Source organism: Pseudoalteromonas sp. J2K-J599 (assembly GCF_059295115.2).
Genome location: NZ_CM200272.1, coordinates 349,853 through 364,163, shown reverse-complemented (window position 1 = coordinate 364,163; position 14,311 = coordinate 349,853). Strand labels below are relative to the sequence as shown.

At 41.5% G+C, this 14,311-nt stretch carries 10 protein-coding genes and 1 pseudogene; 10 read left to right on the top strand and 1 reads right to left on the bottom strand.

Annotation, left to right across the window (positions count from 1 at the left end):
* The 8 genes from AC5NT5_RS18450 to AC5NT5_RS18415 all read left to right on the top strand — a co-directional run bounded on the left by AC5NT5_RS18450 (position 1) and on the right by AC5NT5_RS18415 (position 12,003).
* Positions 1-819 (top strand): DUF547 domain-containing protein, encoded by an 819-nt coding sequence (locus AC5NT5_RS18450; RefSeq protein ID WP_494513739.1) that lies wholly within the window; start codon positions 1-3, stop codon positions 817-819.
* Positions 806-2,140 carry an ABC transporter substrate-binding protein gene (locus AC5NT5_RS18445; protein ID WP_494513738.1) on the top strand — a complete coding sequence of 445 codons (1,335 nt, stop codon included), beginning with the start codon at positions 806-808 and terminating at the stop codon, positions 2,138-2,140. The genes AC5NT5_RS18450 and AC5NT5_RS18445 overlap by 14 nt, the downstream gene beginning before the upstream one ends.
* Positions 2,137-3,891, top strand: a complete 1,755-nt coding sequence (locus AC5NT5_RS18440) for an ABC transporter permease (RefSeq protein ID WP_494513737.1) — start codon at positions 2,137-2,139, stop codon at positions 3,889-3,891. Before AC5NT5_RS18445 ends, AC5NT5_RS18440 begins: the two co-directional genes overlap by 4 nt.
* A 55-nt stretch (positions 3,892-3,946) precedes the next feature.
* Positions 3,947-4,585, top strand: coding sequence for an ABC transporter ATP-binding protein (locus AC5NT5_RS18435; protein WP_494513736.1), 639 nt, complete (start codon positions 3,947-3,949; stop codon positions 4,583-4,585).
* A gap of 32 nt (positions 4,586-4,617) precedes the next feature.
* Positions 4,618-5,298 carry a CDP-alcohol phosphatidyltransferase family protein gene (locus AC5NT5_RS18430; RefSeq protein WP_494513735.1) on the top strand — a complete coding sequence of 227 codons (681 nt, stop codon included), beginning with the start codon at positions 4,618-4,620 and terminating at the stop codon, positions 5,296-5,298.
* Positions 5,291-6,082, top strand: a complete 792-nt coding sequence (locus AC5NT5_RS18425) for a sterol desaturase family protein (protein WP_494513734.1) — start codon at positions 5,291-5,293, stop codon at positions 6,080-6,082. The genes AC5NT5_RS18430 and AC5NT5_RS18425 overlap by 8 nt, the downstream gene beginning before the upstream one ends.
* 261 nt (positions 6,083-6,343) lie before the next feature.
* Positions 6,344-9,004: a family 16 glycosylhydrolase gene (locus AC5NT5_RS18420; RefSeq protein ID WP_494513733.1), complete on the top strand. Its 2,661-nt coding sequence runs from the start codon at positions 6,344-6,346 to the stop codon at positions 9,002-9,004.
* A gap of 65 nt (positions 9,005-9,069) precedes the next feature.
* Positions 9,070-12,003 carry a TonB-dependent receptor gene (locus tag AC5NT5_RS18415; RefSeq protein WP_494513732.1) on the top strand — a complete coding sequence of 978 codons (2,934 nt, stop codon included), beginning with the start codon at positions 9,070-9,072 and terminating at the stop codon, positions 12,001-12,003.
* 244 nt (positions 12,004-12,247) lie between these two features.
* Here the strand turns inward: AC5NT5_RS18415 and AC5NT5_RS18410 are convergent, their stop codons facing one another.
* Positions 12,248-13,006, bottom strand: coding sequence for an SDR family NAD(P)-dependent oxidoreductase (locus AC5NT5_RS18410; RefSeq protein WP_369620122.1), 759 nt, complete (start codon positions 13,004-13,006; stop codon positions 12,248-12,250).
* Between the two features lie 130 nt (positions 13,007-13,136).
* Between AC5NT5_RS18410 and AC5NT5_RS18405 the strand changes: the two genes are divergently transcribed.
* Both AC5NT5_RS18405 and AC5NT5_RS18400 read left to right on the top strand, forming a co-directional pair.
* Positions 13,137-14,039: a LysR family transcriptional regulator gene (locus AC5NT5_RS18405; protein ID WP_494513731.1), complete on the top strand. Its 903-nt coding sequence runs from the start codon at positions 13,137-13,139 to the stop codon at positions 14,037-14,039.
* A gap of 62 nt (positions 14,040-14,101) precedes the next feature.
* A pseudogene (locus AC5NT5_RS18400) lies at positions 14,102-14,275 on the top strand (IS110 family transposase); the annotation flags it as partial.
* Positions 14,276-14,311 lie beyond the last annotated feature (36 nt).

The following is a 14,311-nucleotide window of genomic DNA, read 5'->3' as shown; positions in this document are numbered from 1 at the left end:
ATGTTTAAAACACCTCTAAAAGCATTGCTACTTAGTTCGGCTTTAGTTGTAACATCGTTTGCAACGTCATTTTCGGCCCAAGCCCAAAACATGCACGACAGCTGGAATGCATTGTTAAATAAGCATGTTGTCGCTATTAATCATAATCACAGTACTGAGGTTGATTACGCTGCTGTAAAACGTGAGCATGCACAGCTAAAAACGTATTTAGATTCGTTAACGGCTGTAACGCAAAGCGAATTTGACGCTTGGGAAAAGCCTAAGCAACTCGCTTTTTTAATCAATGCTTATAATGCGTGGACTGTTGAACTTATATTGACTAAGTACCCTGATATTAAGTCAATTAAAGACTTAGGGAGCTTTTTTAGCTCACCATGGAGTAAAGAGTTTGTGCCATTACTTGGCAAAACTCGCAGCCTTGATGATATAGAGCATGGTTTAATACGTGGCAGCGGTAAATACAACGACCCACGCATTCACTTTGCAGTAAATTGCGCGAGTATTGGTTGCCCAGCGCTTCGAGAAGAAGCCTATACAGCCACTGATTTAGAAAGCCAATTGCAAGAGCAAACAGTGCGCTTTTTATCAGATATGACACGTAATATGGCTCAAGAAAATACGCTAAGCGTGTCTTCAATATTTAAATGGTACGGCGATGATTTTGAAAAAGGTTTTAGGGGTGCAAACACGCTACAGCAGTTTTTCCTGCAATATAGCGATGCACTTAAACTGATACCCGCTCAGCAAAAAGCACTTAAAAATGATGACATGAAAGTTAAATTTTTAGACTACAACTGGGATTTAAATGTTCGCCATTAAGTTTTGGCAAACACTGGCGCGATACAGCTTTTGCTGTGTCGCGTTTTGCGTTTGTGTAATCGCAAATTTAGCTGCTTTTTCGAGCATCTCGTTTGCTAATCCCGTTATTAACTCAAATAGTAAAAGTAATTTAGTAATAAACACACAACAGGGATCTCGCTGGCAACAAGTTCAAACACTTGGTCGCAATCAAGATGTATACTTTTATGCATGGGGCGGCGACGCACAAATAAATGCTTATATTCAATGGGCATCGCAGCAAGTTAAAACTAAGTACAACATTAACCTGGTACATGTAAAATTAAGCGACACCAGCGAAGCAGTAAGCCGTGTACTTGCCGAAAAATCAGCAAACAATAACAACCAAGGCAGCGTAGATTTAATGTGGATCAACGGAGCTAACTTTGCCACCATGAGTGAGCACTCTCTGCTTTTAAAGCAATGGGCAAATAAACTCCCCTACTTTGCATTAACCGATCCGGCTAATAACCCTGCTGTAACATTTGATTTTGGTTTACCTACCAATGGGATGGAGGCGCCATGGGGGCAAGCGTCACTTACGTTTTATTACGACAGCATTGCAATAAATGGTAAGGCAAACAATAAATTGCCGACGACATTAAACGAATTATTAAACTGGAGCGCACAAAACCCTGGCCGCTTTAGTTACCCAAAGCCGCCTGACTTTTTAGGTATGAGCTTTTTAAAATACGCCTTAGTTGTGCTGCATAAGCACAGCAGCGAAAACATTAAAGCGCAGCTAAACCAACCAGCTACAACTAAAAATACGGCGCAAGTGTTAAATCCACTGTGGGACTTTTTAGATAAACTACACCCAACTCTTTGGCGTGGTGGCACTCATTTTATGCAAAGTGGTGCTCAAATGCGCCGCCTTGTGGACGATACAGAGCTGAGTTTAGCCTTTACTTTTTCAGCACCTGAAGTACCGGCAGCTGTAAAACGCTATGATTTACCAAACAGCATTCGCAGTTACGCAATGAGTGATGGCAGTTTAAGTAATACCCATTTTGTGGCAATCCCTTACAATGCAAGCCACCAGCAAAGTGCGCAATTAGTGGCTAATTTTTTACTCAGCCCTGAGGCGCAAGCTCAAAAACAAAAAGCGCATATATGGGGCGATAAAAGCGTACTTATTCAATCAACGTTAACGCCTGATCAGCAAGCCTTATTTAAAACAGCTAAACCACATCCAAGTGCACTGCCTTTAAACAGTATTAAACGCACATTGAGCGAACCTCATCCAAGCTGGGTAAACGCCATTATGCAAGGTTGGCAAACTCGTTATGGAGTAAGCCAATGAGTGTTATTTCAAAAAGTGTACCGATTAATACCAAAGCAACAACGCAGTGCAGCACCGATATGTTTACGCGCATTGTAAAATTTAGCCCGCGATTTTTACTCGCTTTACTTATACTACCCGTACTTGGTGGCTTAATTAGCGTATTGCTGCCTGCCTTTGGTTATGCGCCCGTACTTGAGCAAACAACATTTAGCTTGCAAGGTTTTAATGCCCTTTGGCAAACACCTGGCCTTACCCAAATGGTTACCTTAAGCGTTGCAACGGGCTTAATAAGTACTCTGCTTGCATTTATCATTACCTTAATGATTTTAGCTGCGTTTTTTAATAGCCCGTGGCTTAACCGAATTCAGCGTTTATTGAGCCCTATATTAGTTATACCTCATGCCGCCGCGGCTATTGCGGTAGGTTTTTTAATTGCCCCTTCAGGTATGATTTCACGCTTAGCGTCGCCTTGGTTAAGCGGCTGGGAACTTGCGCCAAACGGCATGTTTCCGCATGATTCATTCGGTATTAGTATTATTTTAGGCTTAACACTAAAAGAGCTTCCCTTTTTATTATTAATGGCACTGGGCGTACTTGCTCAACCTGAGCTTGGCAAAAAATTACGCCAACAACATAAGGTTGCACTTAACTTGGGTTATTGCCCAATGACCGCCTTTTTTAAAGTAATACTGCCAAGCCTTTATCCGCTGCTGCGTTTGCCCCTTTTAGCCGTGCTTGCCTATGCAAGTGCCAGTGTAGAAATGCCACTCATTTTAGGCCCAAATACACCACCCACATTGGCCGTTGCAATAATGCATTGGTTTAACGATGTTGATTTAAACCTGCGCATTAAAGCCTCAGCGGGCGCTTTATTACAACTGGCTGTTACAGGCGGATTATTAGCCCTTTGGCTTGGCGCAGAAAAGGCCGTAAAAGTGCTATTTAGCGACTCTCTCACTAATGGAGTGCGCGAATACGGCGGATTTTATTGGCAAAAAATAACGGTCGTACTCACCACATTAGTAATTAGCTTCATATTGTTGTCACTTATTGGTTTAGTTATGTGGTCGGTTGCAGGCTTTTGGCGCTTTCCAGATGCAATGCCTGAGCAATTTACACTACTGCATTTTAAAAGTGCGCTAATGCAAATGAGCAGCCCGCTTTTTAATACCCTAGCAATCGGTTTAGTAACCACACTATTTGCCATTATTCTTACTTTATTGTGTTTAGAATCAGAGCAATTGAGTGATAAACCGATTTCTCGTTTTACCAGTTTAATTATTTACTTACCGTTATTAGTACCCAGTATTGCCTTTTTGTTTGGGTTAGTATGGATACAACAATTGGTAAATAACCAAGCCGCATTTTTTAATGTGGTACTTACGCATTTACTGTTTGTGTTGCCTTACGTGTTTTTGTCACTGGCGAGCAGTTATAGGCGCTTTGACCCTCGTTTTGCTCATGTTGCAGCAAGCCTAGGCGCAGCGCCATGCAAGGTGTTTTTTAAAGTAAAACTACCTCAGTTGTTTGCCCCTATTTTAATTGCAGCCGCACTGGGCTTAGCAATTAGTTTTGGACAATACCTCCCCACGCTTTTAGCTGGCGGCGGGCGCATAGCCACAATAACAACCGAAGCCGTTACGCTTGCCAATGGCGCAAGCAGACGCACCAGTGCCGTGTACGCTATTATGCAAATGGCGTTGCCACTTATTGGATTTATACTGGCATGGGTTTTACCTAAATATTTTTTCAAAAGTGCACGTGCTTAAAAGTGCACATATTTAAAGCACCCATGTTTAACACCACCAGGGTTAAGGTTTTTTAATGCAGTCATCGTTACAAATTAAAAATTGTCAGCTTTATCGCCAAAATGAGCTGCTACTTAGCTTAAACGAGCAAGTTAATGGCGGTGAAATTCTGACTATTATGGGCCCATCAGGCAGTGGTAAATCAAGCTTATTAAATTGGCTTACGGGTACTTTACCAAGTAGCTTTAAGGCCAATGGAGAGGTGTGGCTTAATGGTCAAAATATCGATAACACCCCTCCACACTTGCGCCATATTGGAGTGCTTTATCAAGACGCTTTATTGTTTTCGCATTTAACTGTTGCTGGTAACATTGCCTTTGCAATGCCAAAAGGTAATAAAAAACAACGCCTTGAAAAAATAGAACACGCACTTGAGCAAGTAGGTCTTAAAGATATGGGCAATCGTCACCCCGATAACTTATCGGGCGGGCAACAAGCCCGTGTTGCATTATTACGTATGCTGCTGAGCGAACCTAAAGCCATTTTACTTGACGAACCCTTTAGCAAACTCGACACCCAACTGCGTATTGATACACGCGAACTCGTGTTTAGCCAAATACGCGATCGTAAGCTACCTGCAATTATGGTAACTCATGACCATAGCGACGCCGACGCTGCAAATGGCAAACTCATTACTTTAAGTAGCGCACTTTAAATACATAGCTTTAAACGCATAAGGCAATAAACATGCTAGACAAATTTATCACCCCTGTAATTAAGCCACTTTTAACACCTGTGGTTATGCTTATGCATAAACGCGGCATAACCGCCGTTCAGCTAACCGTGGTAGGCTTTTTAGTTGGCTTATTAGCCGTGCCATTACTGGCGTTTGAAATGTGGTACGGCGCATTAGTGGCCATTGCTTTAAATCGAATTTTAGATGGACTTGATGGCGCATTAGCACGTTATGCAAACCAAAGTTCAAGCGCGGGTGGCTTTTTAGATATCACACTCGACTTTTTATTTTACGCGGCTATTCCGCTTGGCTTTATTTTGGCAAACCCTGAGCAAAACGCGATAGCGGGATCGTTATTACTTGCCACTTTTATTGGCACGGGCTCAAGCTTTTTAGCTTTTGCAATTGCCGCCGAAAAATTTAAACTCGAAAAACCGCAATTTAAATACAAAAGTTTTTACTACTTAAACGGCTTAACCGAAGGCACTGAAACAATAGCGCTATTTATTGCATTTTGTATTTGGCCGCAGCACTTTGCGGTTATGGCGAGCATTTTTGCTATTGCGTGTGGCATAACTATTTTTACCCGTATACATGGCGGTTATCACACGCTTAAGCAACAAGAAGCCGATGCTAACAAAGCAGCTGAAAACGTGCCTAGCAGTGCAAATTCTGAGGTAATAGATGACTAATGAAGTATGGTGGCGTTTAGGTTTCTTTTTTAGCATTTTAGTTATAATGATGCTGCTTGAATGGCAAAAGCCTGCTCGCCAAGCACCTATTAAAAGCAGTACACGTTGGTTTGCTAATTTTGGGTTAGTGTTTGCCTCGTCGCTTATTGCGCGCTTAGTGGTCCCTATTGGGTTAACCGCCGTGGCACTTTACAATCAAGAGCACGGCATTGGCTTATTTAATCAAATAGCACTACCAAGCAGTTTAATTATTATATTGAGCATACTTTTACTCGATATATTAATTTATTGGCAGCATAGATTATTTCATCAAGTGCCTATTTTATGGCGCTTGCACCGTGTACACCACGCCGATGCACATGTTGATACAAGTACGGGCTTGCGCTTTCACCCTATCGAAATTGTACTGAGCATACTTATAAAGCTCATTGCAGTAACAACTCTTGGCGTACCTGCCATTGCGGTACTTATTTTTGAAATTGCACTTAATGGTTTAGCACTATTTAATCATGCAAATATACGCCTACCTAATGCTATTGAAAAGCCGCTGCGTTTAATATTAATGACGCAAATATTACATCGAATTCACCATAGCCAAGTGGTTAGTGAAACCAACTCAAACTATGGCTTTAGTGTAATTTGGTGGGATAAATTATTTGGTAGCTACAAAGATAAAGCAAAAAAAGCCGACGCAGATATAAATATTGGCTTAAAAGAATACCCAAGCCAAAAGCAAAATGCCTCGCTTTGGGGTTTATTGATCATGCCATTTAAAAATAAATAAACCGCGTACATTCTCGGATTAGTCCTATATTTAATAGGCTCTTATTAAAGAGCCTATTATGAATTAAGTAACACTAAAACGCCTCTTACCGTAAACTAATTGTAAATAAAATAAACAAATATGTTGACCATTTGCGTACTCCACAATATCATTTGTAAGCGCTTACAAAACACAATCTAAAATGTAAGCGCTTACAGTATGAAAAACAAAGCTCAAAAAACAATTAATCTGACAATAATCTGTTGAAACCGGGGTTCAGTTATGAACATTGAAACAACGCACATTACACGTTTACTTGCCGCTATCTCTTTAGTTACGTTAGCTGGCTGTGGTGGTGACTCTGCCACTAAATCAAATTTTGAAAATGTAGATGCCTCTGAGCCAGTATCAGATTGGCAAATGGTTTGGAGCGACGAGTTTGAAGGCTCAGCCATTGATACAAACAAATGGAACTATGAATTAAACTGCGATGGCGGTGGTAACAACGAGAAACAGTGTTACACCGACAGTGAGCAAAATGCATTTATTGCAGACGGTGTGTTAAACATTGTTGCCCTACCCGCTGAAGAAGGTGCAGAAAAACCTTACACTTCAGCGCGCTTAAATACGCGTTACAACGCCGACTTTACATATGGTCGCTTTGAAGTGCGCGCCAAACTTCCATCAGGACAAGGTAGCTGGCCAGCATTTTGGATGCTGCCAACTGATGAAGTTTACGGCACTTGGCCTCGTTCTGGCGAAATAGATGTTTTAGAATCAGTAAACCTTAAAACACCAGATGAAGATGGCGGTATAGAGTCTAGTATCCACGGTACACTTCATTACGGACGCGCGTGGCCAGATAACAGCTACACAGGGCAAGAATACAAATTCCCTGAAGATACTAATCCAGCAGATGATTTCCACACGTATGCTGTTGAATGGCAAGAAGGCGAAATTCGCTGGTACGTAGATGGTTACCTTTATGCAACTCAGCGTCAATCAGAAGTTCGTACTAATGCAAGTGGTGAGGCTGTAGGCCTAAAACATCGTGGTTGGTTTGCAGAATACTTTGAACAAGGTTCTGGCGAACTTACAACGCATTGGGATAGCGCACCATTTGATAAAGACTTTCACTTATTGCTAAACCTAGCAGTAGGCGGTGACTGGCCTGAAAACGTAAATGATTTAGGTGTAGACGCTAGCGCATTTGAAAACGGCCAAACCTTTGCTATTGATTACGTACGTGTTTATCAATGTGCATCAAACCCTGAAACAGGTAAAGGCTGTGAAACTATTCGCCCAGGTTACAATAGCTTAGACGATGCTTTGCTTGAAGGCGATGCACCAATTCCTAGCCCACCTTCGACAGGCATTGCAACACCACTAACTATTTTTGGTGAATCATTTAATCCAAATTGGCCTGCATGGGATTGTTGTGGTGGTTCTACTCCCGCTATTGTTGCAGATGAAACCCAAGGTGATGTAGTTGAATTTGTAGTAGGTGCAGAACCCACTGTAATGGGCTTTATTAGCCGTGAAATTTTTATTACTGACGAAGCAGGAAAAGCCAGCCCGTTTGATGCATCTCCAATGCTGGATGAAGGTTACGTTCGCTTTAAAATGAAAGTAACAAATGCACCAGGCACAGCTGATGCAGCTTGGCTTGTAAAACTTGAAAGTAATGAAGGTTCTAGCGCAGTAGAAATGCCGATTACAGACAGTGTTGAAGGCGTAAGCCCTGTTGTTGGCCAATGGCAAACTTATACATTTTTACTAAAAGATTTAGATGCTGCAGATTTAGATATCAGTGCAATTGATGTGATCATGGTGTTTCCAACATGGGGCGCAGGTGAAGGCGCTGTTTATTTAATTGACGATGTTGAGATTACTCAAGATAACTTAGGCGTATCACCTGAACTTACTATTTTTACTGATGAGCAAAATCTAGCATGGCCAATGTGGGATTGTTGTGGTGGCTCAACCCCTGTTGAAGCTATGGATGATGAAGAACATGGTCTAACTGCAGAGTTTAGCATTGGTGCAGAGCCTACTGTGATGGGCTTTAATAGCCGCACATCGTCAGGAGGCGCAGGCGAATCGTTTGACGCTAGTAGCATTTTAGATGAAGGCATTATTCAATTTGATTTAAAAGTAACCTCTACTCCTAGCGATCCAGCTACACCGTGGTTATTTAAAGTTGAGTCAAATGGCGGCGACTCTGCAGTAGAGCTTGAATTAACGGCAAGTGTTGAAGGCGTAGCGCCAGTTACTGGCGAGTGGCAAACATATACATTTAAGCTGTCTGATCTTGCAGCTGCTGGCTTAGATGTAAGTACTATAGATGTATTAATGATTTTCCCAGCGTGGGGGGCAGGTGAAGGCTCTGTTTACCGTGTAGATAACGTTAAGATTTATAATCCAAATGCAGCGCCAGCTGCAACGGGTGAGCTTACTGTATTTAAAGATGCAGCTGCCGATCAGTGGAGTATTTGGGATTGTTGTGGTGGCTCTACACCAACAACAGAAACCGATGATGACGCGCATGGCGCAGTAGCGCAATTTAGCATTGGTTCTACTGCTACAGTAATGGGCTTTATTGCTGATGAAGACGTATCGTTTGATGCCTCTGCAATACTTGAAAATGGTGTAGTTCAATTTGATATGAAAGTTGTATCAGCCCCTTCAGATATTGACGCTCAGTGGCTATTTAAAATTGAATCAATTGGTACATCGAGTGCCGTAGAGCTTGCTTTATCAAGCAGTGTTGAAGGCCAGGCACCTGTAACGGGCGAATGGCAAACATACACCTTCCCTCTTCAGCAATTGTTTGATGCAGGCTTAGACATTAGCGCATTAAACGTAATTATGGTTTTTCCTAGCTGGGACATGGGCGATGGCGCGCTTTACCGTATAGACAACGTGATTATTGCAAATCCATAAAACACACACCAATAGGCGCTTAGCGCCTATTGCTACACAACAACATTTTATAAAGCAGAGCTATTATGAACACATTCAATTTTAAAAAGAGCCAACTTGCCGCTTCTGTGTCTCTCATCATTGCTGCGAGCACATTAAACACAGCTATTGCGGCAGAAGCAGAAACAAGCGTTTCATCTGATGTAGAAGTTATTGAAGTAAAAGGTATCCGTGGTTCACTTATTCGTTCTATGGATATGAAACGCGACTCTTCTGGTATTGTAGATGCCATTTCATCTGAAGAAATGGGTAAATTCCCAGATACCAACTTAGCAGAATCATTACAACGTATTACCGGCGTATCGGTGAGCCGTGCAAACGGTGAAGGTAGCCAAATTACAGTACGTGGTTTTGGCCCTGAGTTTAACTTAATAACCTTAAATGGCCGCCAAATGCCGGGCACAGGTTATACACGCTCGTATAACCTTGAAAACATCGCCTCTGAGGGAGTAAGTGCCCTTGAAGTGTTTAAAACAGCACGTGCAGACGTGCCAAGCGGTGGCTTAGGTGCAACGGTAAATATTTCTACCGCGCGCCCTTTTCAAAAGCCGGGTCAAAACTTTTCAGCTACCGTTAAAGCAAATCACGACTCGTCAAACGAAGCTGGCGATGACGTAACACCAGAGTTTTCTACTGTTTACAGCAATACTTTTGTAGATGACACTTTTGGTTTTGGTTTTTCATTTTCGCACCAAGAGCGTGACTTTCAAAAACAAAGTGCCAATATTCAAGGCTGGCAGGCAAACGTAGACTTACCTGAATTAGATAGCAGCAACGTAGTTGATAACCGCACAGACCCTGCAGGTAACTACTACTTCCCTAAAGACATGAACTACTCTATTGAAGATGTAGAACGTGAACGTACAAACGGACAAGTTACCTTTCAATATGCACCGGTAGATGGCTTTGTAGCAACACTTGATTACACAGCAAGTAAAGCAGTTACAGGTTCACAGAGTATTGGTTGGGGTATTTGGAACGACTTTGGTAGCAATATAAATGGCTACGAACTAGATGAAAATGGTACAGCTGTTTATGCTGATATTAGCGGTAACGATGCGTCATTCACTGCTAATAAAGGCACTACAGAAGTAAAAGCACGCTCACTTGGTTTAAACCTAGATTGGGAAATTAGTGACACGTGGCACGTAGAGCTTGATTACCACGACTCTAAAAACGAAACTGATAACGGCGCCGACAATGGGCTGGGAAGTGCCGGCCAAGTAATTTTAGGTTCTGATCAGCTAGCTAATAAAATTTATGATTACCGCACGGGCGAAGTACCCAGTGCACAAGTTAATTGGTTAAATGGCACAAGTGAATTAACGCCTGGCGAAATTGATTCAAACTTTAGTCAGTTTACTCACTCACCGGGTGAGTCAAACATTGAACAATTACAGCTACATACAACATGGTATAACGAAAGTTATGACATTGGTTTAGTTAAGGTTAAATTTGGTGCATCACGTACTGAGCAAAACACCGGTGGTTACACCGCGTGGAGTGGTTTAGTAGGTGGTCCAGGCTTTAACCCATCGTATACAGAAATATTCCCAGATAGCATGTTCACTCGCCACGATACATCGGGTCTTTTAGATCAATTTGAAGGCGGCGGCAGCGACTTACAACCTGGTTACTACTATACCTACGATTTTGACGAAGCTGTTGCGCGCCAAATTGCTTACTTAACAGCTGATGTAACCGGTGGCGATGCATACGCCGCAAATGCATATATGGATGGTATTGACAGCGAAAGCTACGTAGAAGAAATCACTAATAGCTTTTACGTTCAATCAAGCTGGGAATTTGACGTAAGTAACTACTACGTAAAAGTAAATGCAGGCCTACGCTATGAGCAAACAGACGTAACCAGTACTGTACGTCAACGCGTTGAAGATCAAGTTAATTGGATCAGCGCTTCTGAGTGGATCATGCAATACGCTGCTGGCGGCGATGATAACTTCTTAGAGCAACAAGGTGATTACGATGTTTTACTGCCTTCAATCGACGTAAGTGTTGATTTAACTGAAGACGTAGTAGCCCGCGTATCTTGGGGTAAAACAATGTCGCGTGCACCACTAGGTAATTTAGCCGGTGGCCGCAGCTTAACAGGCAGCCCAAAACCAGGTTCTCGCACAGGTAGCCAAGGTAATACAAACTTATTGCCGTTTGAATCAACAAACCTTGATTTATCACTTGAGTATTACTACGCAGAAGGCAGCTACGCATCTGTTGGTTACTTTAAAAAAGACGTTGATAACTTTATTCAAACCACCATTACGCAAACTACTATTGATGGCTTGCACGATATTTTAAACGGCCCTCGTTACTTACAAGCCGTAAGCGATATTGAATCACGTGGTGAGCAAGCAACAACCGACGCTATTTTTGCACAAATGATTGCCAGCGGTTACGGCAATGCAAATGGCGTTATTGAACCAAACAGCGACGATCCGCTAATTACATGGAATATTAGCCAACCACAAAACACCGACAGTAAATCGGTAGATGGTTTTGAAGTAGCTGTTCAGCACTTAATTGGTGAAACCGGTTTTGGTGTTGGTGTTAACGCAACGTTTGTAGATGGCGACGTTGAATTTGATAGCGAAAGCCTTGATCAACAAGCACCGCTTACAGGCTTAAGTGACTCAGCTAACTTCCAAGGCTTTTACGAAAAAGACGGCCTATCAGTTAAAATTACTTACGCATGGCGCGACTCATACCTAATTGGTGTTGGCCAAGCACAAGGCTCAGCCGATGCGCCACCGCAATATGCTAAAGCCTACGGCCAATGGGATATGAGCGTTAACTACGATGTAAACGAAAACGTAACGGTATTTTTTGATGGCATAAATTTAAACAATGCAACCGAAGAAGGTTACGGACGTTACGAAGAGCAGTTCTTATTTGCTAATCAATACGGTCCTCGTTACTCAATTGGTGCTCGTTACACGTTCTAACTAAATTTCCTTTAGTAAAAAATGCAAAAAACCGCTCACTGAGCGGTTTTTTTATTGTCTCAAGTTATAATTTTTAATAAATGGTACCAATCTGTTTATATATAGGGACTACTTAACGTTAAGAAAATTACGCTAGAACTAGACAAAAATTTTTGTACCTAGTTGTTCTAAATAAAAATTTCAGCGACGTTATAGTGCAATTTAATTCACTAAATTGCTCAAAGATTCATGCCGGTTGGTATGATTATATATACATACCGCCCGATACCTCAAGCCGTTGACCTGTCATCCAACGGTTTTCGTCCGCTAATAAGTTAGCAATCATAGGCCCTATATCGTCTGTTACACCAACTCTGCCCATTGCCGTTTGTGATGTAATAAACGCATTTACTTCATCGTTATCACGAACGACACCATTACCAAAGTCGGTTTCAATTGCACCAGGGGCTACAACATTTACCGTAATATTTTTAGGTGCAAGTTCTTGAGCTAAATACCTTGTCATTACTTCTATTGCACCTTTGGTCATTGCATAAGTAATATGACCTGGTAATGAAAAACGCGTTAAACCACTTGATAAATTAATAATACGACCACCGTTTTTTATAAAGGGTAACAATGTTTGGGTAACAAAAAATACTCCCCTTAAGTTAATATTTATCAACGTATCAAAAGTTGATTCACTTGTGTCTGCAAAACTGCTAGTAAGCCCCACCCCTGCATTATTAATTAAGTAATCAAACTCACTTTGTTGCCAATGAGTCTGCAGGACATTTTGTAGTTGCTGTGCAAAATCCTCAAAGCCGAGCATATCACTTACATCTAATTGCAATGCAACCGCTTTAGAGCCTAGATCCTGTACTTGCTTTACAACCTCTTTTGCTTCTTTTTCATGACTACGGTAAGTAAAAATGCAATCGATACTTTGCTTTGCAAGGCAAAGCACCGTGCTTTTACCAAGCCCACGATTACCACCGGTGATCACTGCAATTCGTTTGTTCATTGTTATATCCTGTTGAAAATAAAAGCGGGGAGTTAAATAACCTCCAAGCCAGTATATTTTTTCAAGCAACAAAGATAAACAGGCTGAAAAGAGTTACACTGTTCAAAATAAACGAACAATAAACGGTATTATGAAAGACCTAAACGCAATACGTATTTTTATTAAAGTAGCGCAACTCAGTAGTTTTTCTAAAGCAGCAACAAGCTTAAATCTTCCTAAATCAAGTGTATCGCAAGCAGTAACCATGCTCGAAAGTACATTAAATACGCGTTTATTACACCGTACTACACGCACTGTAAATATGACTTCAGACGGTGAGCTATTTTATCAACGTGCACTGGGAATTATCAGCGACGCTGACGATTTAAAAAATTTATTTGTAAGTGAAGATAAAGGTTTAACAGGCCGAATACGTGTAGATATGCCACAAGCTGTTAGTCGAGATACCATAATTCCAAACTTAAGTTCGTTTTTAAAAATGCACCCAAATCTTGAAATAGAACTTGGCAGCTCCGATAGACGAGTAGATGTCATTAAAGAAGGATTTGATTGCGTAGTAAGAGTGGGCGAACTTACCGACTCATCGTTAATTGCACGACGTTTGGGTAGCTTTAAAGTTTTAAATTGCGTAAGCCGTTATTATGTAAAAAATCATGGTTTACCTAAAACTCTTAACGATTTAAAAAATCATTACATTGTTCGCTACAGTCAAACACTTGGTATCCCTGATCCGGGTTTCGAATATTTAGATAGCAATAATCAATTGCAATCAATAACGATGAAAAGCCAGCTTACTGTTAACTCCTCAGAGGCATATTTAAGCGCCGCACTAAATGGCTTTGGACTTATTCAAACCCCTATTCATGGTATTAGTAAACATTTGGAATCTGGCGAACTTGTCCAAGTTTTGCCTCAATACGCGATGCCCGACCTACCAATCAATATTTTGTACCCAAATAGACACCACCTACCCAAGCGCGTAAGTGCATTTATGCTTTGGCTTGAAGAACAATTGAGCGTCTTTACAAAGTAATAATCTGTGCGTTATTCATTTTGCGCTAAAGCATCGTTACTTAGCCACGATAGTTGGCAGCAAGAAGTAAAGGAAAACCCCATAATAGCATCATCAGAACATTAGCATTTAAGTGGATACGAATACTGTTTAGGTGCTGGAAAACACATACGCCCTACGATGAATCAACTTACTTAACCGCATTGAAAAGTAAGGGATCACCGCTGTTAAAATTTGCGGTGGAAAGTGAGCTTTAGCGCTTGCTGTCCACCTCAGGGCGTGTTGTTATATTT

Excerpts from the sequence above, each read along its gene's own strand:
- AC5NT5_RS18420 (WP_494513733.1), top strand. The coding sequence starts at position 6,344 with ATGAACATTGAAACAACGCACATTACACGTTTACTTGCCGCTATCTCT.
- AC5NT5_RS18415 (WP_494513732.1), top strand. The coding sequence starts at position 9,070 with ATGAACACATTCAATTTTAAAAAGAGCCAACTTGCCGCTTCTGTGTCT.
- AC5NT5_RS18445 (WP_494513738.1), top strand. The coding sequence starts at position 806 with ATGTTCGCCATTAAGTTTTGGCAAACACTGGCGCGATACAGCTTTTGC.
- AC5NT5_RS18440 (WP_494513737.1), top strand. The coding sequence starts at position 2,137 with ATGAGTGTTATTTCAAAAAGTGTACCGATTAATACCAAAGCAACAACG.
- AC5NT5_RS18430 (WP_494513735.1), top strand. The coding sequence starts at position 4,618 with ATGCTAGACAAATTTATCACCCCTGTAATTAAGCCACTTTTAACACCT.
- AC5NT5_RS18425 (WP_494513734.1), top strand. The coding sequence starts at position 5,291 with ATGACTAATGAAGTATGGTGGCGTTTAGGTTTCTTTTTTAGCATTTTA.
- AC5NT5_RS18450 (WP_494513739.1), top strand. The coding sequence starts at position 1 with ATGTTTAAAACACCTCTAAAAGCATTGCTACTTAGTTCGGCTTTAGTT.
- AC5NT5_RS18410 (WP_369620122.1), bottom strand. The coding sequence starts at position 13,006 with ATGAACAAACGAATTGCAGTGATCACCGGTGGTAATCGTGGGCTTGGT.
- AC5NT5_RS18405 (WP_494513731.1), top strand. The coding sequence starts at position 13,137 with ATGAAAGACCTAAACGCAATACGTATTTTTATTAAAGTAGCGCAACTC.
- AC5NT5_RS18435 (WP_494513736.1), top strand. The coding sequence starts at position 3,947 with ATGCAGTCATCGTTACAAATTAAAAATTGTCAGCTTTATCGCCAAAAT.